This window comes from Falsiroseomonas sp., assembly GCF_051860665.1.
In the GTDB taxonomy this organism is placed as follows: Bacteria; Pseudomonadota; Alphaproteobacteria; order Acetobacterales; family Acetobacteraceae; genus Falsiroseomonas.
Genome location: NZ_JBHYDM010000006.1, coordinates 19810 through 46167, shown reverse-complemented (window position 1 = coordinate 46167; position 26358 = coordinate 19810). Strand labels below are relative to the sequence as shown.

At 69.8% G+C, this 26358-nt stretch carries 22 protein-coding genes; 11 read left to right on the top strand and 11 right to left on the bottom strand.

Going from position 1 to position 26358, the window contains the following annotated elements:
• Positions 1-16: 16 nt before the first annotated feature.
• From ccoP to ccoN, 4 genes are read right to left on the bottom strand one after another with little or no spacing between them, the layout of a single operon-like run.
• Positions 17-889 (bottom strand): cytochrome-c oxidase, cbb3-type subunit III, encoded by an 873-nt coding sequence (ccoP, locus tag ACTIF1_RS08355; RefSeq protein WP_439595937.1) that lies wholly within the window; start codon positions 887-889, stop codon positions 17-19.
• A 13-nt stretch (positions 890-902) separates the two neighbouring features.
• Positions 903-1070 (bottom strand): cbb3-type cytochrome oxidase subunit 3, encoded by a 168-nt coding sequence (locus ACTIF1_RS08350; RefSeq protein ID WP_439595936.1) that lies wholly within the window; start codon positions 1068-1070, stop codon positions 903-905.
• Positions 1071-1083: 13 nt separating this feature from the next.
• Positions 1084-1812: a cytochrome-c oxidase, cbb3-type subunit II gene (gene ccoO, locus ACTIF1_RS08345; protein ID WP_439595935.1), complete on the bottom strand. Its 729-nt coding sequence runs from the start codon at positions 1810-1812 to the stop codon at positions 1084-1086.
• Between the two features lie 11 nt (positions 1813-1823).
• Positions 1824-3329: a cytochrome-c oxidase, cbb3-type subunit I gene (gene ccoN, locus ACTIF1_RS08340; protein WP_439595934.1), complete on the bottom strand. Its 1506-nt coding sequence runs from the start codon at positions 3327-3329 to the stop codon at positions 1824-1826.
• Between the two features lie 276 nt (positions 3330-3605).
• On the opposite strand from ccoN, the gene ACTIF1_RS08335 reads away from it, so the two are divergent.
• The gene (locus tag ACTIF1_RS08335) at positions 3606-4274 is read left to right on the top strand and encodes a DUF2189 domain-containing protein (protein WP_439595933.1); all 669 of its coding nucleotides are present in this window, start codon (positions 3606-3608) and stop codon (positions 4272-4274) included.
• Here the strand turns inward: ACTIF1_RS08335 and ACTIF1_RS08330 are convergent, their stop codons facing one another.
• The 3 genes from ACTIF1_RS08330 to kynA all read right to left on the bottom strand — a co-directional run bounded on the left by ACTIF1_RS08330 (position 4275) and on the right by kynA (position 8230).
• Positions 4275-6512 (bottom strand): calcium-binding protein, encoded by a 2238-nt coding sequence (locus ACTIF1_RS08330; RefSeq protein WP_439595932.1) that lies wholly within the window; start codon positions 6510-6512, stop codon positions 4275-4277.
• An 80-nt stretch (positions 6513-6592) separates the two neighbouring features.
• Positions 6593-7351: an urease accessory protein UreH domain-containing protein gene (locus ACTIF1_RS08325; RefSeq protein WP_439595931.1), complete on the bottom strand. Its 759-nt coding sequence runs from the start codon at positions 7349-7351 to the stop codon at positions 6593-6595.
• A 63-nt stretch (positions 7352-7414) separates the two neighbouring features.
• Positions 7415-8230, bottom strand: coding sequence for a tryptophan 2,3-dioxygenase (gene kynA, locus ACTIF1_RS08320; RefSeq protein WP_439595930.1), 816 nt, complete (start codon positions 8228-8230; stop codon positions 7415-7417).
• Between the two features lie 68 nt (positions 8231-8298).
• On the opposite strand from kynA, the gene ACTIF1_RS08315 reads away from it, so the two are divergent.
• From ACTIF1_RS08315 to ACTIF1_RS08300, 4 genes are all read left to right on the top strand, one after another.
• Positions 8299-9444 (top strand): aminotransferase class V-fold PLP-dependent enzyme, encoded by a 1146-nt coding sequence (locus tag ACTIF1_RS08315; RefSeq protein ID WP_439595929.1) that lies wholly within the window; start codon positions 8299-8301, stop codon positions 9442-9444.
• A gap of 32 nt (positions 9445-9476) precedes the next feature.
• Complete coding sequence (gene pdxA / locus ACTIF1_RS08310; protein WP_439595928.1) at positions 9477-10463, top strand: 4-hydroxythreonine-4-phosphate dehydrogenase PdxA; 987 nt, start codon at positions 9477-9479, stop codon at positions 10461-10463.
• Positions 10460-11197, top strand: a complete 738-nt coding sequence (locus tag ACTIF1_RS08305) for a pyridoxine 5'-phosphate synthase (protein WP_439595927.1) — start codon at positions 10460-10462, stop codon at positions 11195-11197. Before pdxA ends, ACTIF1_RS08305 begins: the two co-directional genes overlap by 4 nt.
• A gap of 102 nt (positions 11198-11299) precedes the next feature.
• Complete coding sequence (locus tag ACTIF1_RS08300) at positions 11300-11587, top strand: hypothetical protein (protein WP_439595926.1); 288 nt, start codon at positions 11300-11302, stop codon at positions 11585-11587.
• 4 nt (positions 11588-11591) lie between these two features.
• Here the strand turns inward: ACTIF1_RS08300 and ACTIF1_RS08295 are convergent, their stop codons facing one another.
• Entirely contained in the window at positions 11592-12389 is a 798-nt protein-coding gene (locus tag ACTIF1_RS08295; RefSeq protein ID WP_439595925.1) for a transporter substrate-binding domain-containing protein, read from the bottom strand.
• A 121-nt stretch (positions 12390-12510) separates the two neighbouring features.
• Between ACTIF1_RS08295 and ACTIF1_RS08290 the strand changes: the two genes are divergently transcribed.
• The 5 genes from ACTIF1_RS08290 to ACTIF1_RS08270 all read left to right on the top strand — a co-directional run bounded on the left by ACTIF1_RS08290 (position 12511) and on the right by ACTIF1_RS08270 (position 20987).
• Complete coding sequence (locus ACTIF1_RS08290) at positions 12511-13284, top strand: amino acid ABC transporter permease (protein ID WP_439595924.1); 774 nt, start codon at positions 12511-12513, stop codon at positions 13282-13284.
• Between the two features lie 32 nt (positions 13285-13316).
• Complete coding sequence (locus ACTIF1_RS08285) at positions 13317-14375, top strand: dipeptidase (RefSeq protein WP_439595923.1); 1059 nt, start codon at positions 13317-13319, stop codon at positions 14373-14375.
• 191 nt (positions 14376-14566) lie between these two features.
• Positions 14567-15856 (top strand): NHLP bacteriocin system secretion protein, encoded by a 1290-nt coding sequence (locus ACTIF1_RS08280; RefSeq protein WP_439595922.1) that lies wholly within the window; start codon positions 14567-14569, stop codon positions 15854-15856.
• Entirely contained in the window at positions 15853-18030 is a 2178-nt protein-coding gene (locus ACTIF1_RS08275) for an NHLP family bacteriocin export ABC transporter peptidase/permease/ATPase subunit (protein WP_439595921.1), read from the top strand. Before ACTIF1_RS08280 ends, ACTIF1_RS08275 begins: the two co-directional genes overlap by 4 nt.
• Before the next feature lie 2 nt (positions 18031-18032).
• Positions 18033-20987, top strand: coding sequence for an ATP-binding cassette domain-containing protein (locus ACTIF1_RS08270; RefSeq protein ID WP_439595920.1), 2955 nt, complete (start codon positions 18033-18035; stop codon positions 20985-20987).
• Positions 20988-20993: 6 nt separating this feature from the next.
• Here ACTIF1_RS08270 and ACTIF1_RS08265 read toward each other — a convergent pair whose 3' ends face one another.
• Entirely contained in the window at positions 20994-23366 is a 2373-nt protein-coding gene (locus tag ACTIF1_RS08265; RefSeq protein WP_439595919.1) for a xanthine dehydrogenase family protein molybdopterin-binding subunit, read from the bottom strand.
• Between the two features lie 64 nt (positions 23367-23430).
• A complete protein-coding gene (locus tag ACTIF1_RS08260; protein WP_439595918.1) occupies positions 23431-24453 on the bottom strand; it encodes an NAD-dependent epimerase/dehydratase family protein in 1023 nt (340 codons plus the stop codon).
• A gap of 80 nt (positions 24454-24533) precedes the next feature.
• Between ACTIF1_RS08260 and ACTIF1_RS08255 the strand changes: the two genes are divergently transcribed.
• A complete protein-coding gene (locus ACTIF1_RS08255; RefSeq protein WP_439595917.1) occupies positions 24534-25769 on the top strand; it encodes a TIGR03862 family flavoprotein in 1236 nt (411 codons plus the stop codon).
• Here ACTIF1_RS08255 and ACTIF1_RS08250 read toward each other — a convergent pair.
• Complete coding sequence (locus ACTIF1_RS08250; RefSeq protein WP_439595916.1) at positions 25764-26237, bottom strand: Lrp/AsnC family transcriptional regulator; 474 nt, start codon at positions 26235-26237, stop codon at positions 25764-25766. The two genes, ACTIF1_RS08255 and ACTIF1_RS08250, sit on opposite strands and share 6 nt — an antisense overlap.
• Between the last annotated feature and the right edge of the window lie 121 nt (positions 26238-26358).

Here is a 26358-nt window from a genome sequence, read left to right as displayed (position 1 = left end):
CTTCAGACCTCGCCGTTCAGTTCTCGCCGCCGCCGAGCGCATGCACATAGACCGTCAGCATGTTGATCACGGCAGGGTCCAGTCGCCGGCCCCAGGCCGGCATCACGCCCGAGCGGCTGTAGCTGATGCTGCGGACGATAGAGGCCTTGTCGCCGCCATACAGCCAGATGCGGTCGGAGAGGCGCGGTGCGCCCACGTCGCGGTTCCCCTCGCCACGCTCGCCGTGACAGGCCACGCAATTCTCGGCGAAAAGGCCAGCGCCGCGCGCCGCCGCGGCGGCATCGGTAGAGCGCTCGCTGAGCGAGAGGACATACTCCGCCGTGTCGTTCACCTGCGGCAGCGTCAGCACGCCATCCGCCAGGAAGCGCGGCATCATGCTGGTCCGCTCCTCGTCGCTCTCGCCTGCGCGGATGCCATGCGTGATGGTGGCGCGGATCGCGTCATGCTGGCCACCCCAGATCCAGTCGTCGTCGGCCAGCGATGGAAAGCCGCCCGGCGCACCCTGCCCGCCCGCGCCATGGCAGCCGGCGCAGTTGTTGGCGAAGGCGATGCGCCCGCCGGCGATGGCGAAGCTGCGCAGCTCGGCATTTTCAGCGATCTGCTGCGGCGTCGCTTCGCGGATTCGCGCCATCATCGGCGCCATCCGGGCCTGGGCGCTGCGGACATCATCCACCACCGCCTCGCGTGCGATCCAGCCGGTCATGCCGGTCGCGCCCTGGAACGGGAAGGCCGGATAGACGACGACATAGGCGGCGGCGAAGGCGACGCAGGCGTAGAAGGTATAGAGCCACCACTTGGGCAGCGGCGTGTTCAGTTCGCGCAGCCCGTCCCATTCATGGCCGGTGGTGTCCGTGCCGGTAAGGCTGTCCTTCTCGATCTTGGTAGGCATGCTTCGGGACTCCTCAACGCCGGCGGTCGGAAACGTCTTCACGGAAGGGGATGCCCCCGGCCTGCTCGAGTTCGCGCTTGCGCGCGGGGGCGAGGACCCGAAGCAGGATTCCGATGAAGAGGACGAAGAACCAGACCACCCAGAGGGTGGAGAACAAGGGCTGCAGTGCGACGAGATCCATGGCTGTGCTCCCTCTACTGCTGCCGCACCTGGTCGGGCGTGACATCGCTGAAGCGGACGAGCGTGCCGAGCATCTGCAGATAGGCCACCAGCGCATCCATCTCCGTCACCACGGCAGGATTGCCGTCGAAGGCGCCCTGGCGCGCGCGCGGGTAGCGGGCCGCGAATGCCGCGCCATCCGCTTCGGGCCGCGCCTGCGCCTCGAGGTCCGCCCGCGCATTGGCGATCATCTCCGGCGTATAGGGCACGCCAACCGCCACCTGCGCCCGCAGGTGGGAGGCGATGTCAGTGGCATTGAGCGGGCGATCCAGGAAGGCATAGGGCGGCATCACGCTCTCCGGCACCACGGCCCGAGGGCTGCGCAGATGCGCGGCGTGCCAGTCGTCGGAATAGCGGCCACCGACCCGCGCCAGATCCGGACCCGTGCGCTTGGAGCCCCACTGGAACGGATGGTCGTAGATGCTCTCAGCCGCCAGCGAATAGGCGCCGTAGCGCTCCAGCTCGTCGCGGAAGGGCCGCACCATCTGGCTGTGGCAGAGGTAGCACCCCTCCCGCACATAGATGTTGCGCCCGGCGAGTTCGAGCGGCGTGTAGGGGCGCACGCCCTCGACCCGCTCGATGGTGCTCTCCACCGTGAACAGCGGCACGATCTGGGCGAGCCCACCGATCGACACGGTGATGAGCGTGAGCACGCCCATCAGGATCAGGTTCTTCTCGATGATGCCGTGATTGAACCAGCGCATGACAGGCGTCCTTATTCGGCAGGAGCAGGAACGGGAGCGGCGATGCCGGCCGGCGCGGTGGCCGGGATCTCATCGGCCAGTTCGTCGCTTGTCACCGTCTTCCAGAGGTTGAAGACCATGATCAGTGCGCCGCTGAGGTAGAGCACGCCGCCCATCATGCGGATGACGTAGTAGGGATGCATCGCGGCCACGCTCTCGATGAAGGCGTATTGCAGGAAGCCCAGCTCGTCATAGGCGCGCCACATGAGGCCCTGCAGGATGCCCGAGACCCACATGGCGGTGATGTAGAGCACGATGCCCAAGGTCGCGATCCAGAAGTGCCAGGAGACGAGCTTCTGGCTGTAGAGCGCCTTCTTTCCCCAGAGCTTCGGATACAGCCAGTACAGGGCGCCGAAGGTGATGAAGCCGACCCAGCCCATGGCGCCGGAGTGGACATGGCCGATGGTCCAGTCGGTGTAGTGCGACAGGGCATTGACCGCCTTGATCGACATCACCGGACCTTCGAAGGTCGACATGCCGTAGAAGCCGACGGCGGTGACGGAGAAGCGCAGGCCCGGATCGGTGCGCAGCTTGTCCCAGGCGCCCGAGAGCGTCATCAGGCCGTTGATCATGCCGCCCCAGGACGGCATCCAGAGCATGACGGAAAACACCATGCCCAGCGTCTGCGCCCAGTCGGGCAGCGCCGTGTAGTGAAGGTGGTGCGGACCGGCCCAGATATAGAGGAAGATCAGCGACCAGAAGTGCACGATCGACAGGCGATAGGAATAGACCGGTCGGTCGGCCTGCTTCGGAATGAAGTAGTACATCATCCCGAGGAAGCCCGCGGTCAGGAAGAAGCCCACCGCATTATGGCCGTACCACCACTGGATCATCGCATCCTGAACGCCGGCCGCGAGGCCGTAGCTCTTGCCGTGCCCGAGCGTGATCGGCAGCGCCAGGTTATTGACGATATGCAGCATCGCGACGGTCACGATGAAGGCGAGGTAGAACCAGTTCGCCACGTAGATGTGGGGCTCCTCGCGCCGCAGGATCGTGCCGCCGAAGGCGATCAGGTAGTGCACCCACACCACCGTCAGCCACAGGTCCACGAACCACTCGGGCTCGGCATATTCCTTGCCCTGGGTGACGCCGAAGACGTAGCCGACGGCCGCCGCGACGATGAAGAACTGGTAGCCCCAGAACAGGAACCACCCCATCGATTCGCCGCCGAACAGCCGCGCCCGGCAGGTCCGCTGCACGACATAGAGGCTGGTGCAGAGAAGGGCATTGCCGCCGAAGGCAAAGATCACGGCGGAGGTATGCACGGGCCGCAGCCGGCCGAAGGTCGTCCATTCGAGGTCGAGGTTGAGCAGCGGCCAGGCCAGCTGCGAGGCGATGACGACTCCCACCAGGAAGCCGACCACACCCCAGAAGACGGTTGCGATCGCAAAGGCCCTGATCGGCGCCTCCACATAGGGCTCGGACCGCGAAACCGCAGCCGGGTGGGCTGGATTGGCGGCGTAGCCTGCTGCAGCCATGGCAAAACTCTCCCCTCCGCACACCGTGGTCGCGAATTGGGCGGTGTGGTCGGCGCAGATGACCGCCTTGCGGCGCCTCTGTCCTTGATGCGGATCAATGGAACGGTGCGGCGGGGCCGGTTAGGGTGGCTTCCGGGATGAGATCCAGGAAAGCAGGTCAAAGCCATGGAAGATGCTGCCGCACCGATGGCCCAGCCGCGATCGCGCACCGCCCAGCAGGTCCCCCCGGACCGGCCCTGGCTGTGGTTGGCCGCGGGCTGGCAGGACTTGATGGCCATGCCGCATATCGGCTTCGTCTATGGCGGAGGAGTCGTCGCCGCAGGCTGGCTGCTCAGCGCGGTCCTGCTCAATGCGGGGATCACCTGGGCCGTGCTGCCGGCCACCGCCGGCTTCTTTCTGGTCGCCCCCCTGATCGGCGCCGGACTCTACGAGGCCAGCCGCAGGCGAGAGCGGGGGGAGGCGGTCAGCCTTGCGCTCTGCCTCCAGGGCTTCCGCCGCAATGCGCCGCAACTCGCCCTGATGGGGGTGGTGCTGCTGCTGCTGCACCTGTTCTGGATCCGCGCGGCAGGCCTGCTCTTCGCCATCTTCTTCGGCATCGGCTTTTCCCCTGCCATCGAGATGCTGCCGATGGCCATGCTCAGGTCCGGCATGCTGCTGCCCTTCCTGGTGGTCGGCACCGGCCTCGGCTTCATCCTTGCGGCCGTCGCCTTCGCCATTTCCGCCGTCTCCATCCCCATGATGATCGATCGCGACATCTCGGTGATCGAGGCGATCCTCGTCTCCATCCGGGTCACCACGCAGAACTGGCAGGCCATGGCCTTCTGGGCAGGGCTCATCGTGGTCTTCACGGCGATGGCGCTCGTGCCCTTCTTCCTTGGCCTGGCGCTCGTCCTTCCGCTGGTCGGCCACGCCACCTGGCACGCCTATCGCGACCTGGTGCGCTGATCAGAACAGCTCGAAATCGCTCGCGCTGAGCTGCCAAGGCGCCAGCCCGGCCAGGATGACGCTGCCGGACCCGAGCGGCAGGAAGGTGCCGGTGGAGATGTTCTGGACCGCGGCCAGGGCGGCGGCCGGGCTTGCGTAGCTGGCTGAGGGCACCAGCAACCGATCCTGCCCAGGGGTGAAGTCAAGCACCGTGTCCAGGCCGGCATTCAGGTCGACCTGATAGCGGTCGGCGCCGATGCTTCCTCCAAGCGTATCGTCGCCCAATCCGCCCCGAAGCGTATCCGCCCCGCCACCGCCCAGCAGCAGGTTGGGCAACGAGTTGCCGATGATCAGATTGTTCAGGCCGTTGCCGAAGCCGGACAGGGCCGCCCCGAGGAGAACCAGGCGCTCCACATTGGCCGGCAGGACATAGCCGCCGCCCGGCAGTTGCGCCCAGACTGTGTCGAGCCCGCCCGATGCTTCCTCGAACACCAGGTCGCCCCGGTTATCGATGATATAGAGGTCATCGCCGATCCCGCCGAAGAAGCGTCCGGCGAGCCGGTCACCGGCCGTCCCGTCCAGCGTATCGGCCCCCGCTCCGCCGCGAAGCAGGTCACCGGCGCCCACTCCGGCGCGCAGCAGGTCATCCCCGCTGCCACCCTGCAACTGGTCTGCGCCGGCGCCGCCATCGAGGGTATCGGCGCCAGCGCCTCCATCCAGCAGGTCGGCATCATCACCGCCGAGCAGCAGGTCGTTGCCGTCGTCTCCAAGCAGCCGGTCGCGCCCGGCGCCGCCCTCCAGCGTGTCGGCACCGGCCCCTCCGGCCAGCAGGTCATCGCCAGCCGCGCCCAATAGCTGGTCGTTGTCGTCCCCGCCGGTAAGCCGGTCATCGCCCGCCCCACCGTCCAGCCGGTCCGCCCCCACGCCACCCTGGGCCTCGTCCGCACCGTCCCCGGCGCTCATCGTATCGTTGCCGGCCTCGCCGAAGAGCCGGTCGTCCCCCGCGCCCCCGAGCAGCGAGTCGGCACCATCGCCCGCCACCAGCGAGTCGGCCCCTGCTCCTCCATCCAGCAGGTCGTTGCCCAGCGCGCCGACCAGGGTATTGCGGCCCTCATTGCCATAGAGCGAGTCGTTGCCGCTACCGCCGAAGGCCGAGATGTCGCCCGCACCGGAGCGAAGGCGAAGCCTTTCGATCTCGACGGGCATGGACTTGGACCAGCCGACGACCAGTTCGTCGATGCCGCCGCCCGCAACTTCCAACCAGCTGTCGCTCTGGCTCCGCAAAAGATAGACGTCGTCCCCCGCCCCACCGATCAGGCGATCGCCCTCCCCGCCGCCATCCAGCGTATCGGCGCCATCCCCCCCGACCAAGCGGTCGATCCCGACGCCGCCCACGAGCCAATCGTCCCCGGCATCGCCAAACAGGCTGTCGGCGCCGGCGGCACCTTCCAGAAGATCATTGCCATCCTGGCCACGCAGCGTGTCGGCGCCATCGCCGCCGCCGACGGTATCGGCCCCGGCTCCGCCCAGCAGGCTGTCAGCGCCTGCCGCACCCGCCAGAAGATCGTTGCCGTCATGACCCAGCAGCGCATCGGCGGCTGCGGTCCCGACCAGTGTGTCCGCACCCAGCGTTCCATCGAGCACCTGGAAAGGCGAGGCCGGGCCCGGCGCCAGGATGGTGATGGTCACGCCGTAGCTCGCCAGGTTGCGCCCGTCCGAGACCTCGATCAGCACCTCCCGCTGGGTGCCGCCAAGCCCAGTGAGGTCGACCCCCGGCCGCAGTCGCAGCTCGGTGCCCACCATCTCGAACCAGGCTGAATCGGGCCAGGCTACGCGGTACTCCAGCGGTCCGGCGCTGTCCGGATCAGTGGCGACCAGATTCCCGATGGGTGCGCCGACATCATTGGCCAGCACCACCCCGCCGGAGCTGAAGCGCAGATCCTGTGGCGGCGTGTCATCGACATTAACCAGCCTTATCCTGAAGACATCCGGAAGTGCCGTCCGCCCGGCCGCGGTTCTCACGGAAAGGCTCAACTGAAACTCGGGCAAGACCGCCCAGGCCTCGGCATCGAAGGCCTGCAGCGGGGTGATGGTCATAATCCGACGAGAATTGAAGGTCGCAGTGAACAGCCCGGCGTCGCGCCCGATGAGCGCGACCGAAAGAACGTCCGAGGAGAAGGTCAGATAGGCGACCCAGTCGCCGCGCTGGGCATTCTCGTAGATCGTGTCGGGTATCGTCCCGACGAACGACGCGCTCATGCTGGGGCCCATCCTGGTACCCGTGCAGAAAGCGGCCGGCATGGTTGAGATGCCGTCAACGCCCCTTCATTCAGCCCCGGTCAGGCGAAGAGCTGGACCGCCATCATGGCCAGCAGGGCCGCATTCACCAGGAACAACGCGCCACCCACCATCTGGGTCATCGGGCCGGAGCGACGGAGAAACAGGCGCCCGAGCATCCCCACCCCCAGCAGCGCGGGAATCGTTCCGAGCGTGAAGGCGAACATGGCAAGCGCGCCCGCCAGCGCGCTGCCCGCGGCGGCGGAAGCCGCGAGCGCGGCATAGAGCAGGCCGCAGGGCAGGCCCGAGAGCAGCAGCCCGAGGCCGAAGCCGTTCCAGCCCCCCGGCGCGGCCATCAATCGGCCGATCGGGCGCAGCAGCAGGTCGGGATAGCTTCCCGTAGCACCAGAGAAAGGGATGCCGCGTGGCAGCAACCGCCGACGCCATGCAAGTGGCAGCCGGCCCAGCGCCTGCCGGATCATCAGCATGGCGGCGAGAAGCAGGAGGCCGGCCAGGACCTGGCGCATGCCGGTCACCTGGCTGACGGCGCCGGCGCTGGCGCCCGCCAGGGCGCCAAGGGTGGAATACCCGACCATCCGCCCCGCATGGTAGGGCACCAGCGCCGCACCGCTAAGCCGGGCCAGGAACCCGCCCCCCCCACGCCCCGCCGCGGCCCCCGCCTGGGCGAGGACGAAGGGCGCACACATGCCGGCACAATGGGTCACGCCACCCGCCAGCCCGGCCAGCAACATGGCCACGGCAAGCGAGGCCATGGCGCCCGAGCCAAGCGCCGTAAGATCATGCAGACAGTTCGCGAGCATGCGGCACGCTAGCTGGCCCGTCGGTCCTGATCCTTGCGGCAGGTCAATCCCCCAAGCCGAATGTCAGAGGCTGGTCCGGACCGACCACAGCTCCGGGAAGAAGCGCCGATCGAGCACGGTGCGAAGATAGGATACGCCCGCGCTTCCCCCCGTGCCCTGCCGGTGGCCGATGATCCGCTCCACCGTCTTCATGTGGCGGAAGCGCCAAGTCTGGAAGGCATCCTCCAGATCCACCAGCTCCTCGGCCAGCTCATAGAGGTCGAAATGGGCGGAAGCGTCGCGATAGACGGTGGCCCAGACCGCTTCCACACCAGGATGCGGCTCATGCGCCTGACGCACGTCACGCGCCACCACCTCGCCCGGCACCGGCAGCCCACGCCGCTGCAGCAGTCGCAGCGCCTCGTCATAGAGGCTGGGCGCCTCGAAGGCGGCGCGCAGCTTGCCATGCACCTCCGGAACATGGGCATGCGGCCGCATCATGAAGGCCTCACGGCTGCCCAGGCGATATTCGATCAGGCGGTACTGCCAGGACTGGAAGCCGGAGGAGGCCCCGAGGCTTTCGCGAAAGGCCAGGTAGTCGTGCGGCGTCAGGGTGGTGAGCACGTCCCAGGCCTCCACCAGCTGGCGCTGGATGCGGCTGATGCGCGCCATGGCCTTGAAGGCCGGCGCCAGATCATCCGCGCGGATCCGGTCCATGGCCAGGTCCAGCTCATGCCCCATCAGCTTGAGCCAAAGCTCCTGGACCTGGTGGATAACGATGAACAGCATCTCGTCATGCTGGCCGCTGCGGGGATTCTGCGCCGCGAGGAGCTGGTCCAGCCCCAGATAATCCCCATAGCTCATCCGGCGACTGAAATCCGTCTCCGCGCCCTCGACCATTCGTCCATCTCCATCGCAGGATCCGGGCAATCTAGACGGCCGGCCCGGCAATGCCACATGGAAGCCTCATGCTCGACCTGCGATCCCACTTCACCTGCTTCCTGAGCGCGGAGCCGGACCGGCTGCATTTCGCGGCCCATAGCCACCATCCCTGGCCGGATGTCACGCGCGAGGCCCATCTGGCGGCCTGGGATAGCGCCGCGCGGCTGCAGGACGGCAAGTGGGAGGAGGTGCTGGGCCCGCTTCTCACGCGCTGCCAGGGGCAGGTCGCGGCCCAGCTCGGCCTGCCGGATCCGGCAACGCTCGTCTTCGCGCCCAACACGCACGACTTCATCCTGCGCATCCTCTCCGCGCTGCCGAGCCATCGCCCCCCACGGATCCTGACGACGGATGGGGAGTTTCACAGCCTGGCGCGGCAGCTGGCACGGCTCGAGGAAGAGGGGCTCGTCGCCGTCACGCGCATTGCCAGCGAGCCGGGCGCCGAGTGCCTTCCGCGCCTGGTCGAAGCGGCTGCGGCGGGCTTCGACCTGATCTGGGTCAGCGAGGTCTTCTTCGCCTCCGGCTTCGCGCTGGAGGGTCTGGAGGCCCTGGCCGAGGCCGCGCGGGAGGCCGTGCTGGTGATCGACGGCTACCACGCCTTCATGGCGCGGCCTGTGCAGCTCGGCCGCCTCGCGGAACGCGCCTTCTACACGGCGGGCGGTTACAAATACGCCATGGCGGGCGAAGGCGCCTGCTTCCTGCATTGCCCGGCCGGCTGGCTGCCGAGGCCCCGGGCCACGGGCTGGTACGCCGCCTTCGGTGCGCTGGAGCAGCCGGGCGGCGGCACCGGCTATGCCGCCGATGGGTGGCGCTTCATGGGTGCCACCTTCGATCCCTCCGGCCTTCACCGGCTGGATGCAGCGCTGCGCTGGGTGGACCAGGTCGGTCTCACCACCGCCGCCATCCAGGCCCATGCGCATGCGCTGCAGGCCCGCTTCGTCGCCGGGCTGGACGGCAGCGGCCTGTCCGCGGACCGCCTGGTGGTGCCGCTGGAGGAGCGGCGGCGCGGCAATTTCCTCACCTTCGACCTCGATGAGGCGGAGGCCTGGCAGCAGCGCCTTCACCAGGCCGGCATTGTTACCGACCGCCGCGGCCGCCGGCTGCGCTTCGGCTTCGGCATCTACCAGACGACAGAGGAGGTGGACGCGCTGCTGGCCCGCCTGAAGCGGGTCTAGGCGCGCAGCATTGGAGGGACTACGCCGCAGCCATGACAGCACTTCCTCTGGCCCTGACCATGGGCGAGCCGGCCGGAGTCGGCGCCGAGATCACGGGCAAGGCCTGGCAGGCGCTGCGGACCTCTGGTCCCGCCTTCTTCTTCCTGGGCGATCCGGACGCGCTGCAGGGGATCCCGACGCGCCCGATCGCGGCCCCGGATGAGGCGGCGGGAGTCTTCGCACAGGCGCTCCCTGTCCTGACCCAGCGCCTGCCCAGGACCCCGCGCCTGGGCCATCCGGACCCGGCCAATGCCAGCGCCGTCATCGGCTCGATCCGCGCGGCGGTCCGGCACTGCCTGGAGGGACGTGCCGCCGGGGTGGTGACCAACCCGATCCAGAAATCCGTGCTGACCGCGGCGGGGTTCCGGCATCCGGGCCATACTGAGTTCCTCGGCGAATTGGCCGGCACGGGCCACCCGCCGGTGATGCTCCTGGCCTGCCCGGGGCTGCGCGTGGTGCCGGTCACCGTCCATATGGCGCTGGCCGCCGCCGCGCGCAGCCTGACCACCGCGATGATCCTGGATCAGGGTCGCATCGTCGCCGCGGCCCTGCGCCAGGATTTCGGCATCGCGCGCCCCCGGATCGTCCTTGCCGGGCTGAACCCGCACGCCGGCGAGGCCGGCACCATGGGCCGGGAGGATATCGAGGTGGTCGCGCCCGCCGTCGCCGCCCTGCGCAGCGAGGGTATCGATGCCCGCGGGCCGCTTCCGGCGGATACGCTGTTCACGCCGCGCGCCCGGACCACCTACGACTGCGCGCTGTGCATGTATCACGACCAGGCGCTGATCCCGGTGAAGACACTGGACATGGATGGCGGGGTGAACGTGACGCTGGGACTGCGCATCGTGCGCACCAGCCCCGACCACGGCACCGCGCTGGACATTGCCGGCACCGGCCAGGCGGAGGCCGGCAGCCTGATCGCCGCCCTGCGTCTGGCCGCAGAGATCGCCGAGAGCCGTTCGAGGGGGAGCACGCCATGAATCCTTTGCTGCTGTCGATCAACGTCGACCACGTCGCCACCCTCCGCAACGCACGGGGCGGCCGCTTCCCAGACCCCGTCGCCGCGGCCCATCTCTGCCTGGCCGCGGGCGCCGAGGGCATCACGGTGCATCTGCGCGAGGACCGTCGGCACATCCGGGACAGGGATGTGGAGCGCATGAAGGCCGAGGTGCCGGCCAAGCTGAACCTGGAGATGGCGGCGACCGAGGAGATGGTGGGCATCGCCACTGCGCTCCTGCCGGAAGCGGTCTGCCTGGTGCCGGAAAAGCGCCAGGAACTGACCACGGAGGGCGGGCTCGACATTCTCCGCGCCGGTCCCGCCTTCGCCGAGATGGTCAAGCGCCTCACCGGCGCGGGCATCCGGACCTCGATCTTCATCGAAGCCGATGCACGGCAGATCGAGGCCGCAGCCCGCATTGGCGCAAACTGCGTGGAACTGCACACCGGGACCTATGCCGATGCGGAACCAGCCGCCCGACCGCCGCACCTGGCCCGACTGGCGGAGGGCGCGCGTCGGGTCGCCGAGGCAGGCTTGCTCTGCCACGCCGGGCACGGGCTCGACTTCGACTGCATCGGCGGCATTGCGGCACTGCCCGAGGTGTCCGAGGTGTCGATCGGCCATTTCCTGATCGGCCAGAGCATCTTCGAGGGCCTGCCCAGCGCCGTGCGTCGCATGCGCGACCTGATCGACGCGGCCCGCGCCGGCCGGGATTGAGGCAGGGCCTGCAATTTGCATGGCATGGTGATTGCGTCGGGAAGGAACTGGGGTTCCCACCGGTCGCGGCCAGGGGCCCGCATTGCAGGATGCGAGACCGTCATGGCGCCATCAAGGACAGCAAGGCAAACCATCCCGCTCTGGTCGCTGCGCCTTGATGGCGAAAGTGGACCGGAGGAGGCGGCGGGCCGCGGCGCCAAGGTGATCCGCCTGCCCCCGCCGCGCGCGCGCCTGCGTGGGGTCCTGACCTATCCCGCCGCCATAGGGATCCGGCCGCGCCCGCAACAGGGCCTGCCGGATCATCCTGTCCCGCTCATCGCCCTTCTGGCCGTGGCGTCGCCGACGGCGCTCGTCGGCTGCGGCATGCTTCTGTTGCAGTTCCTGGCCTGAGCCGTCAGGCGCTCACGCCCCACTTCTGGCCGAGTTCGGCGAAAAAGCCGCTGGCCAGGCGGATGGTCACCCAGGCGTTGAGGAAGTTCAGGAAGACCGGATCCTGCAGCGGCGCCATGAAGGCCATCGGGATCGGATTGCGTGGCTGGTCGGTGAAGAGCGCGACCAGGTCCGGGTATTCGCGGGTCAGGAAGGCCGCCTCGATCACCGTGGACATGGTGGCGTCCACCCGCCCGCCCAGCAGTTCCTGCCAGTCCCGCGCGGGGCTTTCGACGCGGCGCAGGGTGGCGGCCGGCAGCGCCTGCTGCACGAACTGCTCCATCGTCGTGCCGAGGTTGGTCCCCAGCGTCACGCCCCGCTGGTTCAGGGCCTCCCAATTGGCGAAGCGCGCCGCGTTGCGCCTAGTCGTCAGCGGGATGAAGCCGGTGCGCCCCCAGGGGATGGTGAAGCTGGCCGAGAGGGCCCGCGCGACCGACATCGAGGTTCCGGTGAAAACCACATCATACTGGTCGGCCTGCAGACCGCTGATCAGGGTGCGCCAGTCCGTCGCCACGAACTCCGCCCTCACCCCCATGTCGCGGGCCAGCTGCTCCGCCGCCTCGATCTGGTGGCCGCGATAGCTGCGGGTGGCGGGGTCGCGGAAGCTCATCGGGTTGAAATCGCCGGTCGTGCCGATGCGCAGGCGGCCGGCCGACTGGATCGCCTGAAGGCGCCCTGCCCCCGTCGCGGGCTGCGCCGAGACCTGGGCGGGCACCAGAAGGGCGGCGGCCGCGGCGGCGGCCGGGATATGGCGACGTTGCATCGGGTGGCTCCTGTTTCGGCAGCGGAGGTTGGTTGCGCCGGCAGATGCGCAACGTCCGGACCGGAAATCAACCGCAACGGTGCCTCTCGCCCGCCCGGGGAAAGCGTGGGAGACAGGCGCCATGCCACCACGAGCGCTTCGCCACCTGCCCCTGCCCTGGATCCTGCTGCTTCCGGTCCTGCTGGGCGGCTGCGGTGGCAATTGGGGCTGGCATGTGGTGAACCCCTCCGATCCCCGCGGCCGCGCCAATCTGGGCTTCATGATCGAAGGGCTTTGGGCGACGGTCTCGCTCTCGCTGGCCGCCATTCTCCTCTCGGTCCTGCTCGGCACCGGCGTCGCGCTGCTCGGCTTCTCCCGCTACCGGGCGCTGCGGCTGGCCAATCGGCTGTGGGTCGAGCTGTTTCGCGCCGTGCCGATCCTGGTCCTGATCCTATGGGTCTTCTACGGGCTGCCGGTCGTGATCGGCATCCGGCTCGATGTCTTCACCGCGGCCTGGCTTGCCATCGCCATCTGCGATTCGGCCTTTGAAGCCGAGATCCTGCGCGCCGGCATCCAGAGCGTCGAGCAGGGGCAGCGCGAAGGCGCCGCGGCACTCGGCCTCTCACGCTGGCAGACCATGCGGCTGGTCATCCTGCCCCAGGCGGTGCGCCGCATCCTGCCGCCCATTGCCAACCAGTTCGTCTATGTCGTGAAGATGAGCAGCCTGGCCAGCGTGATCGGCTACCAGGACCTGACGCGGCGGGCGAATGAGCTGGTGGTCTCCGTGTTTCGGCCACTCGAGATCTACACCATCCTGATCCTGGAATACCTGGTGCTCATCCTGCTGATCTCGGCCGGCACGCGCTGGCTGGAGCGTCGGCTGGGGGCCGATCAGGCGCGCCCGCGGGACGGTTGACGCCCGCCGCGCGCCCCGCCAGCGTCCCTCGCATGACCCATGCCCCATCGCTCCCGGTGATCGACCCGGATACCCTGGCCTCCTACCAGGCGATCCACGCCAGCACCCTGACGCTCGACACCCATGTCGACATTCCCTGGCCGGCCACGCCCGATCCGGCCACGCAGACCGCGCGGCGGGTGGACTATCCGAAGATGCTGGCCGGTGGGCTGAAGGGCGTCGTCTTCATCGCCTATGTCCCGCAGGGGCCGCTGACGCCGGAGGCGCATGACGCCGCCGGTGCCCGGGCGGAGGCCATGCTGCGGGCCATCGCCGCCACGGCGGGCGAGACCCCGATGCGACGCCGGCTCTGCACCACGCCCGATGCGCTGGAAGCCTGTGCGGCCGAGGGCACGCTGGCCATCCTGCTCGGGGTCGAGAATGGCTATGCCATGGGAACCGATCTCTCCCGGCTCGCCCTGTGGCGAAGCCTCGGCGCCATCTATGTGACCGTCACCCATGACGGGCACAATGCGCTGTCCGATGCCGCGCGCCCCCGGGCCGACCTGGGCGATGCGCCCACGCGGCATGGCGGCCTTTCGGCGCTGGGCCGGGATGCGATCCGGGAGATGAACCGGGTCGGCCTGATCGTCGATGTCTCCCACGTGGCCCGCAGCGGCATGCTGCAGGCGGCGGAGCTTTCGCGCACGCCGGTCGTGGCGACGCATGCCTGCTGCCGGGCGCTGCGGGACCATCCGCGCAACCTGGACGATGTCCAGCTCGATGCCCTGCGCGATGTGGGTGGGCTGATCCAGATCACGGCGATGCCGAGCTTCCTCGTCAATCCGGACGCGGATGGCACCGCCCGAGCCAGCGTCGCGGACATGGCCGATCACGTCGACTACGCGGTGCGCCGCATCGGCATCGACCATGTCGGACTTTCTTCCGATTTTGATGGCGGCGGCGGTGTGCAGGGGTGGCAGGATGCCTCGACCACCGGGCTTCTGAGCGCCGAGTTGCTGCGACGCGGATATGGGGCGCGGGAGCTCGCCCTGCTGTGGTCGGGCAATTTCCTTCGCATCTGGCGCACGACCCTCCGCCTTGCCGGCTGACCTCGACAAGCCGGCCCTCTCAGCCATCTCAATAACATTCATCAGTCCGAGACCCAGCCGCACCAGCAATGATGCCGCCTGGGCATGGTTGAATCTCAACTTCTTTGCCCGTTTGCAAGCTGGGGAACTTGCGGCAAACTCAAGCCAGCTGCGCAGGGCTTGAGACGCAGCCTGGGAACACCGCCGCGCTCATGTCGTCACCACCCCTTTTTCGCCCGCAGGCCGTCAGCGAGGCTGCGGCGCCTGATCGCTATGATGAGGCGCTTCGGGTCATGCGGCCCTGGACCTGGGCCGTCGGCGGCGCCCTGCTGGCCATGGCGGTCATCGGGCTGGTCTGGGCAGCGCTGATCGACGTCCCGGTCAAGGTGGCCGGGCGCGGCATCCTGCTGCCGCCAGGTGGCGTAGTGGACATTGTCGCGGATACCGACGGCCGGATCGAATCCCTGCTGGTGCGGCCGGGCGACCGCGTGGAGGCGGGGCGGCCGGTGGCGCAGGTCGACCAATCCGAGGTCCGGCTGCAGCTGTCCCTCGCCGAAGGCCAGGCGGCCGATGCCGCGCGGCATCGCCGCGAGCTCATGGAGTTCCATCGCCGCGAGGAAGCGGCGGCCGATGCCTTCCGCATCGCGCGCGACGCCGCGCTGACGCAGAACCTGCGGCTGCTGGAAGAACGGCTCGGCATGATGATCCAGCGGGAGGATGTCCTCCGCGGACTTTCGCAGCAGAACCTGGTGAATCGCGACCGGGCCCTGTTTGCCCGCGTCGAGGTCTTCCAGGTCCGGGAGCAGATCGCGGCCGCCCGCAACGAGCGCGAGCAGCTCGTGCTGGACCAGGCCCTCAAGCGCACGCAGCGCGAGCGCGAGACCATGGAGGCCGAGCGGCGGGCGGATGAGACGGAGCGCCAGGCGCAGGCCTTGCGGGATCGCCTGCTCCGGCTCGGCGCCGTGCTGGCCCCCTATTCCGGCACCGTGGTCGAGGCCAAGGTGAATGAGGGCCAGGTGGTCCAGCGCGGCACGGCGCTGCTGACGATCGAGCGCGATCCGAGCGATGGCCATGGCGGGACCATGGCCGTCGTCTATGTCACCGCCCAGGATGGCAAGCGGCTGGCCGAGGGGCTGCGCGTCGAAGTCTCACCCTCCTCGACCCGGCGGGAGGAGCATGGCTTCGTCTATGGGCGGGTCCTCCGCGTGGCCCATGTGCCCGCCTCTTCCGCCGGCCTTCTGCGCACCCTGCAGAACGACCAGCTGGTGCGCAGCTTCACCACAGGGCTCGGCACGCCCTTCGAGGTGGAGGTGGCGCTGGAGCGTGACCCTGCGACCCGCAGCGGCCTGCGCTGGTCGACCGGCGGCGGGCCCGACTTCGCAGTGGAATCCGGCACGCTGGCGGAGGCTGAGTTCACGGTCCGCTCCGTGCGCCTGATCGGTCTCGCCTTTCCGGCCCTGCGCGGCTGGCTGACCCGGACCGCCGACGCGGCCACGCCATGAACGCCGACACCGCGACGCCGCGGCAAGGCCGGCCCGGTGCCCGGGTGCGCACCCCCACGGTCCTGCAGATGGAGGCGGTGGAATGCGGCGCCGCGGCGCTCGGCATCGTCCTGGCCCATTACGGCCGGTGGCTGCCGCTGGAGGAACTGCGCGTGGCCTGTGGCGTTTCCCGCGACGGCAGCCGCGCCAGCCATGTGGCCGCGGCGGCACGCCAATACGGCATGGTGGTGCAGGCCTTCCGCATGGAGCCGAGCCACCTCGCCAGCATGAAGATGCCCCTGATCGCGCATTGGGGCATGAACCACTTTGTCGTCATCGAGGGGATCGGGCGCGGCCACGCCCAGATCAATGACCCGGCCAGCGGTCCGCGCCGCATCACGATCGAGGAGCTGGACCGCAACTTCACCGGCGTGGCCCTGGTGCTCGAGCCCGGACCGGATTTCCGCAAGGGCGGCAATCCGCCACGCGCACTCGGCGGCATCCTCCGCCGCCTGCGCGGCAATGAGGCAAGCTTCGGCTTCCTGTTCGGCATCAGCCTGCTGTTGATGATCCCCGCCTTGCTCGTGCCGGCCTTCTCCCAGGTCTTCGTGGACGACGTTTTGGTCGGGCGCTTCGACTCCTGGCTGGAACCCCTCCTCTGGGGCATGGCCGGCACGGCCGCGGCGATGGCTGTGATCACCTGGATGCAGCTGAACCTGCTGCTGCGGCTGGAGACACGGCTTTCGGTCGCCGGATCCGCGAATTTCCTCGAACGGCTGACCCGGCTGCCGGTCTCCTTCTTCGCCCAGCGCCATCCCGGCGATGTCACCGGCCGCGTCGTGCTGAACGACCGGATCGCCAGGCTGGTCTCCGGCGATGTCGGGCGCGGCCTGCTGGGGCTGGTCACCGCCTTCGTCTATGCCGCCGCCATGGCGCTGTATGACCTGCTGCTGACGGCGGTCGTGGTGCTGGCGGCCATCGTCAACCTGCTGGCCCTGGCCTGGCTCAGCCGCTCCCTCAGCGACGACAACCAGCGCCTGCTGTCGCGCACCCTCCGCTCCGATGGGCTGGGCAAGCAGGGCCTGCAGATGATCGAGACCTATCGCGCCGCCGGCAGCGAGAGCCTGCTGCTGGCCCAGCTGGCCGGGACCCGCGCCGGCGTCGCCAATATCACCCAGCGCCTGGCCCTGCGCCGCGGCATGCTGGAGGGGCTGCCGGCCTTCGTGGCCGTGGCGGCGGCCGCCGCCGTGCTGGTGCTGGGCGGCGCGCGCATCATGGCCGGCGAGATGACCGTCGGGCAGCTGGTCGCCTTCCAGGCGCTCACCATGGGCTTCATGGGGCCGGTGGCGCAGCTGCTGGGCGTCGCGACGCAGATGCAGGACGCCAAGGCCAATCTGACCCTGCTCGAGGACACCCTGCATCATCCGCTGGCCCCGGAATTCGCCCAAGCGCCGGCGCGGGCGGCCTCGGCCCGCTTCGCCGGCCATATCGAGTTGCGCAATGTGGTCTTCGGGCATAGCCGGCTGGAGGCGCCGCTGCTGGACGGCATTTCGCTCACCATCGAGCCGGGCCGGCGGCTCGGCATCGTGGGCGGCTCCGGCTCCGGCAAGTCGACGCTCGCCCTGCTGATCGCCGGCCTCTACCGGCCCTGGTCCGGCGAGGTGCTGATCGACGGCCGCCCGCTCGATTCGATCCCGCGCGAGGAGTTGCGGCGGGAGGTCGCGGTGGTCGACCAGCAGGGCTACCTGTTCGACGGCACGATCCGCGACAATATCGCCATGTGGGACCCGACCCTGGCCGATGAGCGTCTCGTGGAATGCGCCCAGGATGCCGCCATTCACGATGAGATCCTCGCCCGCCGCGGCGGCTATGCCGGCGTGGTGGCCGAGGAAGGCCGGAACTGGTCCGGCGGGCAGCGTGCGCGGCTGGAACTGGCACGGGCGATCGTGACGGATCCCGCCATCCTGGTGCTGGACGAGGCCACCGCCTCGCTCGACAACCGGTCCGAGGCGGTGCTGATGCGGAACCTGCGGCGGCGGGGCTGCACGATGATCGTGATCGCCCATCGCCTGGCCCTGGTGCGCGATTGCGACGAGGTGGTGGTGATGCAACGCAGCCAGATCGTGCAGCGCGGCCATCCGGATGACCTGGCGCGGATGGACGGGCCCTTCCGCACGATGCTCGCCAGCGGTTGACCATGTCCGACAACCTGCCCGCCGACCACAGCCAGGCGCCCCTTCGCGCCGAGCCGCCGCCAAGCATCGCCCTGCCAGCCCATGCGCCGCTCCGCCTGGATGATCCTGGCCAGCGCTGGCTGGTCACCGCAGGCAGCGTCGCGCTCTTCGCCACCCGCCCACCACGGGCGCCGGCCACGGAGGGTCCGCGCCGCTACATCGGCACGGTTGCCGCGGGCGGCATGCTCTGCGGCCTGGGTATCGACGATGCCGGCGCCACGCTGATCGCCATCGGGACCGCCGAAACCCAGATCGCCCCCCTCGACCTGCCCAGCCTGACCGAGGCGCCGGACGGCGAGAGCCGCCTCGCTGCGGCGACCACCGCCTGGTGCCGCGCCCTGGCCGAAGGTCTGGCCCGGCCGATGGCTCCGCGCCCGCGCACCGATGTGGCCGTCTCCGCGGCGCTCGGCACGGTGGCCACGGCGCCGGGGGTGACGATCGCGGCCCGCGGCACGCCGATCTGGGTCCGCCTGCCCCCCGGGTCCTGGCTGCTGCTCGGCCTGGAAGCCGTGGCAGGCCTGGTGCCACTGCCGGCCGAGGCCTGGCTCACCGGCAGCGGCGGCACCATCGAAGCGGTGCCCGCCACCGCCGCCATGGCGGACCCCGCCTGGCAGGCGGGGCTCGACGTCTTCAACACCGCGGGCCTGGCCGCACTGTCCTCCGCCCTCGCCCTTGATGCGGCGGATGAACTCAACCGGCTGGCCCTGCGGCGGGAGCGGGACGAGGAGGCCGGCGCCGAGCAGCGCTCGGCCTTCGCGGCCATCCTGGGCAATGCGCCGGAAGTGCAGGCGGCAGCGGATGGCGATCCGCTGATGCCGGTCTTCCGCATCGTGGCGAGCCATCTCGGCGTCCGGGCCAAGCGGCCGATCCGGGTGCGCCGGGCGGATATCGATGCGGTGCCCACGCTGGAGGAATTGGCCCGCGCCTCCGGCCTGCGCCTGCGTCCGGCGCATCTGCCGGATGGCTGGTGGGGCGACGATCACGGCCCGCTGTTCAGCAAGCTGGAGGGGGTGGGTCCGGTCGCCCTGCTGCCGCATCGCCGCGGGTATCGGCTGCACTCGGCCGCCAATCTGGCCGGCATCCGGGTGGACCAGGCCCTGGCGCAGCGGATCAGCCGCGAGGCGCTCGCCCCCCTGATCCCGCTGCCGCGCAAGCCGCTTGGCCTGATGGACCTGATCGGCAGTGGCATGCGGGGCAGTGGCGCAGATGTCTCCGCCATCTTCATCACCATGCTGATCGGCGCCGCGCTGGGCCAGGCCGTGCCGATGGCCACAGGCGTCGCCTTCTCCCTCCTCATCCCTGGCGGGCATCTGGGGGAGCTGGCGCAGCTGGGCCTGGCCCTGGTCCTGGTGGCGGCGGTCGGCTGGATGGTGAAGCTGGGCAGCGAGATTGCCCGGCAGAGGATCGAGGCGCAGGCGGGACCCGCCCTGCACGCCGCCATCTGGGACCGGGTGATGCGCCTGCCGATGGCGACGCTCAATCGCCAGACGGTGGGCGAGACATCCAGTCGTGCCATCTCCGCCATCTCGCTCGCCATGCAGCTGCGTGCCTACGGCTTCGTCATCATCAGTGCCGTGGCGACCATCCTCTCCTCCTGCGTGCTGATGGTGCTGGCGCAGCCGATGGCCGCCGCCGTCGCGATAGGCATGCTGGTGCTGCAGCTGGCTGCGGCCAATCTGGCGGGCTGGCTGCAGGCGCGTGCCTTCGCGACGGGCGAGGCGCTGTCGGGCCTGGCCGACGCCATGGTGTTCCAGATCGTCTCCGGCCTGGTGAAACTGCGCCTCGCCGGGGCGGAGGCGCGGGCGCAGACGGTCTGGGCGGGGCGCTTTGCCGAGATGCGGCGACGCCTGGCCGCGGCGCGGCAGATCAGCAACGGCTACGATGCCTTTGCCGCCGGCTTCACCGTGCTGTCGACCGCCGCGGCCTTCCTGATCATCGCCATGATGCAGCGCGTCGAAGCCGGCGAGCCGCCACCCAGCCTTTCCTCCGTGATGACCTTCATCGCGGCCTATGGGCTCATGGTCGCCTCCGGCACCCAGCTCGCGAAGACCGTATTCGCCCTGTGGTTCCTGATGCCCACCCGCAAGTTCGCGCAGCCCCTGCTGGATGCGCTGCCGGAGCCCGATACGGGCAAGGTCGATCCGGGCCGGCTGAGCGGCGCGATCGAGCTGTCCAATCTTGCCTTTCGCTATGGCCCCAGCGAGGCCTGGGTCTTCGCCGGCCTGTCGCTGCGCATCGAGGCCGGGGAATATGTGGCGATCGTCGGACGCTCCGGCGCCGGCAAGTCCACCCTCGTCCGGCTGCTGCTCGGGCTCGAGGAGCCGAGCAACGGCGCCATCTACATGGATGGCCACGACATCCGCGGCCTGGACCTCGCCGTGCTGCGCCAGCAGGTGGCCACCGTCCTGCAATCCGGTCGCGTGCCGCCGGGAAGCCTGCGCGATGCGGTGCGCGGGCTCGCCCAGGCGAGCGAGGCGGAGATCTGGAAGGCGCTGGACCAGGCGGCCCTCGCCGCGGATATCCGCGCCATGCCCATGGGGCTGGAGACGATGCTGACCGATGCCAGCCGGGTGCTCTCGGGCGGCCAGGTCCAACGCCTGCTGCTCGCCCGCGCCCTGCTGCAGAAGCCCGCCGTCCTGATCCTGGATGAGGCCACCAGCGCGCTGGACAATGTGACCCAGCGCGCCACCATGCGGGCGATCCGCACCATGCCGGCGACGCGCATCGTCATCGCGCATCGCCTGTCCACCATCCGCAACGCGGACCGGATCATCGTCCTCGACGGCGGCCGCATCGTCGAAAGCGGCAGCTTCGACCAGCTGATCCAGCGCAAGGGCGGCCTGTTCGCCCGCCAATATGCCGAGGAAGCCCGCTGGCAGGCTGCCAGCGCCACACCGCCGGCGGCCAGGACCGACTGACGCCCTTCAGGCGCCGGCGCGCGCCGCGCGAATCGCCTGCCAGACCCGCTGCGGCGTCGCCGGCATGTCGATGTGGCGGACACCGTAGAGGGAGAGCGCATCCACCACGGCGTTCATCACCGCCGGCAGGGACCCGGCGCAACCGGCCTCGCCGCAGCCCTTCGCCCCCAGCGGATTGGTCGTGGCCGGAACCGGATGGCTGACGAAGCCGATGAAGGGCATGTCCTCGGCGCGCGGCAGCGCGTAGTCGAGGTAGCTGCCGGTCTGCAGCTGCCCGTCCTCGCCGAAGGCGACGCTTTCCAGCAGGGCCTGGCCGATTCCCTGGGCGATCCCGCCATGCGCCTGGCCCGCGACGAGCATCGGATTCACGATGACGCCGAAATCGTTCACCGACATGTAGCGGTCGATGCGCACGATCCCGGTCTCCGGGTCCACCTCGACCTCGGCGACATGGCAGCCATTCGGATAGGCCTGCGGCGCCTGGTCGAAGACATGGGTGACGTCGAGCGTCGCCGGAACCCCATCCGGCAGGGCCGGCGCCTGGCGCAGCCGCTGCGCCAGCTCCATGATGCCGATGCCTCGATCGGTGCCTGCGATCTGGAAACGCCCCTGCCCGCCTTCCGGATGCGCCTCGAACTCGATATCCGCGACCGCCGCCTCCAGCACCCAGGCCGCCGCAGCCCGCCCCTTCTCGATCACCAGCTCGGACGCCCCGACGATCGCAGCCCCCGAGGCCATCAGCGATTTCGAGCCGCCGGTGCCGCCGCCGGCCACCAGTTCGTCGGAATCGCCCTGCAGCAGGCGGATCTGCCGGAAGGGAATGCCGAGCGACTGGTGCAGCACCTGGGCGAAGGCGCTCCAGTGCCCCTGGCCGTAGTCCAGCGTGCCGGTGATGATGGTGACGCTGCCATCCGCCTCGAAGCGGATGCCGCCCTGCTCCCGGGTCGGCGGTGCGGTGCATTCGAGGAAGTTGCCGATACCGAGGCCGCGCAGCAATCCGCGCGCGGCGCTTTCCGCCTTCCGCGCGGCGAAGCCGCCGACATCCGCCGCCTTCAGCGCCCGCTCCATCAGCGCGGTGAAGTCGCCCCCGTCATAGGCGCTGCCGGATGCGGCGGCATAGGGCATCTCGCTCGTGCGGATATGGTTGCGGCGACGAAGCTCGACGGCGTCCAGGCCCATCTCCTGCGCCGCGACCTCGATCAGGCGCTCCATGAAATAATTGCCCTCGGGGCGGCCGGCCCCGCGATAGGCCGAGACGGGGGTGGTATTGGTGAGGTAGCTGCGCGTGACCACCTCGATCAGCGGCGTGCGGTAGTTGGACTGCACGTTCTTCCAGAAATTCGCCGTGCCCATCAGCGGCGCGACGGTGGAGAGATAGGCGCCCATATTGGCGAAGGAGGTCAGCCGCACCGCGAGGAAGCGGCCCTCCGCATCCAGCGCCAGTTCCGCATCCACCTCATGGTCCCGGCCATGCTGGTCCGAGAGGAAGCTGCCGGTGCGCTCATCGGTCCATTTCACCGGGCGGCCCAGCTGCTTCGCGGCATGCAGCAGGCAGGCGTATTCGGGATAGGCATTCGCCTTCATGCCGAAGCTGCCGCCGACATTGCCGGTGAGGATGCGGACCTGCTCCACCGGCACCTTCAGCACATCCTGGGCCATCTGCGCGCGCAGCCCGAAGACGCCCTGGCAGCCCACCCGCAGCACGTAGCGCCCCTCCTCGAAGGAGCCGATCGCACTGCGCGGCTCCATGGCGCAGACCACGATGCGGTTGTTGCGGATGGACAGGCGCGTGACATGCGCCGCCGCCTCGAAGGCCGCGGCGACCTTGGCGCCGTCGCCCTGCTGGAAGTCCAGCACCAGGTTGCCCGGGATCTCGTCGTAGAGCTGCGGCGCGCCGGGCTCGGCGGCGGCCGAGGCCTGGGTGACCGCGGGCAGCATGTCGATGTCGAGTTCCACCGCCTCCGCGGCGTCCTTCGCCGCGGCGCGGGTCTCGGCCACCACGAAGGCCAGCGGATCGCCCACGAAGCGGACCTTGTCGGTTGCCAGCGGCGGGCGCTGCGTGGTCCGCAGCGGCGTGCCGTCACGGTTCTTCAGCGGCATGCCGCAGGTCATCGGACCATAGCCGGCGGCGAGCAGGTCTGCACCGGTCCAGACGCCCAGAACGCCCGGCATGGCACGCGCGCCCTCCGTCCCGATGCGGTTGATGACGCCATGCGCATAGGGGCTGCGCACCATGACGCACCAGACCTGGCCCGGCAGGGCGATGTCATCCGTGTATCGCCCCTGGCCGGTCAGCAGGATCGGATCCTCCGCCCGTGGCACAGGCTGGCCAATTCCGAACTTCAGGCGCGTCGCGTCCAGCAGATGGGTATCGGGCATCAGGTCCTCACGTCAGCTTCAGCGGGAGAGAAGGAAGGGGACGGCGCCTGGGCCGCCATCAAGGCTACGCCTTGCCGGCGCCGGCGAGGACGCCGCGCTGCGTCCGCTTCAGCCAGGCCGCATAATCGGCATAGGCAGCTTCCAGCGTGAAGGCCGGCGCCCAGCCCAGTGCGGCCGCCCGCTGGATGGCCATGAGACCGCGCGGGCGCGTCTCGTTGAACGGGATATTGGCGGCCTCACCCGGGGCCGCATGCCGCCACCGGAATCCCGGCATCTCACGGACCAGCGTGTCGCAGCAGGCGGCAGCATGCGGCGACCAGTCCGTCCCCGAGGCCAGGTTGAAGACGCGCCCAGGCGGCGTCGGGCAGTCCAGCAGCGCGATCAGGCCCGCGGCCAGGTCGCGCACATAGACCCAGTCGTAGCTCGGTAGCGGAGCTGGCGGCAGCACCGCCGCGTCTCCCCGCAGGGCTGCCTGGGCGATGGCCAGATGCGGGCTCAGCGTATCGCGAAGGCCGGTGTCCCGCTCCCAGGGCCCATAGGTGGCGCCGATCCGGGCCGCCACCGCATCGAGCCCCCAGAGCCCGGCCAGGCGCAGGCCGGCACGCTCCACCGCATATTTCGTCACGCCATAGAGGCTGATCGGCATGCAGGGCGTGGTCACCTCATCCAGCCAGGCATGGTCATAGGCCGATTCGCCATAGACGGCGGAGGAGGCGGGCAGCACGACGCGGCGCACCGTGCCGGCATCCCGCGCCGCGGCAAGGGTGGCGATGACGCCGTGGAGATTGACGTCCAGCACCAGCCCCGGCGAGGCCGCCTCCCGCGCTGGCCCAGCGGTGACCGCGGCGAAGGGAAAGACGCGGTCGATGCGGCGTTCCCGGAACAGCCGCGCCAGGGCCTCGGGGTCGCGGATATCGCCCGTGACCACCTCCAACCGGCCCGGCAAGCGGCCAAAAATCTCACCCGCCGGCTCCGGCAGCGCCGCTTCCTGGCCGAAGACGACCACATGCTCGCCCCGGCCGAGCAGGGCCTCGACGAGGTTGAGACCGACGAACCCGGCCCCTCCGGTGACGAGGACGGCGGTCATGGGCAACTCCCTTGCAGCGACCGGCCCGAAATGGGACCGGACCCCTGGATATCCCGAGCCACCGGCCGCAGAAAGCCGGCATGAACGAAGTGCTGGACACCCCGAAGCCGCCCCGCCACCCGGTCACCGTGATCGGTGCCGGCCCCGCCGGGCTTATGGCGGCGGAGGTGCTGGCCACGGCGGGCCTCGCGGTGACGGTGCACGACCAGATGCCCTCGGTCGGCCGGAAATTCCTGATGGCCGGGCGCGGTGGTCTGAACCTGACGCATGCCGAGCCGCTTGACCGGCTGCTGACGCGCTATCGGCCCGCGGCGGCGCCGCTGATCGAGTCGGTGCGCAGCTTTCCACCCGCCGCCCTGATCGCCTGGTGCGAGGGGCTGGGCGTGCCGACCTTCGCGGGCAGCAGTGCGCGCATCTTTCCGAAGAGCCTGAAATCCTCCCCGCTGCTGCGGGCCTGGCTGCAACGGCTGGCCAGCCTCGGCGTGGTGCTGCACAGCCGGAGCCGCTGGACCGGCTGGGGCCCCTCCGGCGAGCCGGTCTTCGAGGGCACGCCCGAGGCTGGGGTGCCGGCCGCCACGGTGCTGGCGCTCGGCGGCGCCTCCTGGCCTCGGCTGGGATCGGATGGCCACTGGCCGGCGCTGCTGCCCGGGATCCGCACTGTGCCCTGGGCGCCGGCGAATATGGGGTTCGATGTCGCCTGGTCCGACCACTTCAGGGACCGCCACCAGGGCACGCCGCTGAAGCGGATCGGCCTGCGCTTCGGCGAGATCACGCTGCGTGGGGAGGCGATGGTGACGCGCGCCGGCCTTGAAGGCGGTGCGCTCTATGCCCTTTCGGCCCCGCTGCGGGAGGCGATCGCGGCACAGGGCTCGGCCACCCTCCAGCTCGACCTGCGCCCGGATCTGAGCGAGGCGGTCGTGGCGGAACGGCTGGCCTCCCGCCCGCGCGCGGAGTCCCTGGCGAATGGGCTGCGCAAGGCGCTCGCTCTGTCGCCCGTGGCGATCGGCCTCGTGCAAGAGGCGCTGCGATCCGGCGCGGCCGGGGTCCCGCCTGCCCGGCTGGTGAAGGCCATGCCGCTGCAGTTGAGCGGGACCGCCGGGATCGAGCGGGCGATCTCCTCCGCCGGCGGCCTGGACTGGTCGGAGGTGGATGATCGCCTGATGCTTATTGCGCGCCCCGGCGTCTTCGCCTGCGGTGAGATGCTGGACTGGGAGGCGCCTACCGGCGGCTATCTGCTGCAGGGCTGCTTCAGCACCGGCGTCGCCGCCGCGCGCGGCGTGCTCGCCTGGTTGGCGGAGCAGGCGGGCCGTTCATAGCGGAATGGCGCCGGGGGGCTTCAGTTCCATGAGGACGAAGGAGCTTCGCGTCTCCTTCACCCCCGGCATCCGCAGCAGCGCCTTCAGGGCGAAGTCGGCATAGGCCTCGAAGTCGGCCGCGACCACATGCAGCATGTAGTCCATGCCACCGCTCATGGCATAGGCCGCGATCACCTCGCCACGGGAAGCCAGCGCCTTGTGGAAGGCGGTGGCCACCTCCTCGGCATGTGAGGAGAGTGCAACCTGGACGAAGGCCTGGATCGGCAGGCCGACCCGCGCCGGGTCCAGAACAGCGGTGTAGCGCGCAATCACCCCGGCCTCCTCCATGCGCCGGATGCGCCGCAGGCAGGGCGTGGCGGAAAGCCCGACCTGCTCCGCCAGCTGGGTGATGGCGATGCGGCCATCCTGCTGCAGCGCCCGCAGGATCCGCCGATCGAGATCATCCAGCGCAATGGTGGATTTCGCCAAGAGTACCGCTCCGCGAGGTGAAGATACGCAGCATGCCCCAGATCAGCACGCAGATTCAGCGGAAACCGCCCATGCCCATGCTCTATTCCTTGACGCCCCCGCCCAGACGAAGCGCCAGGAG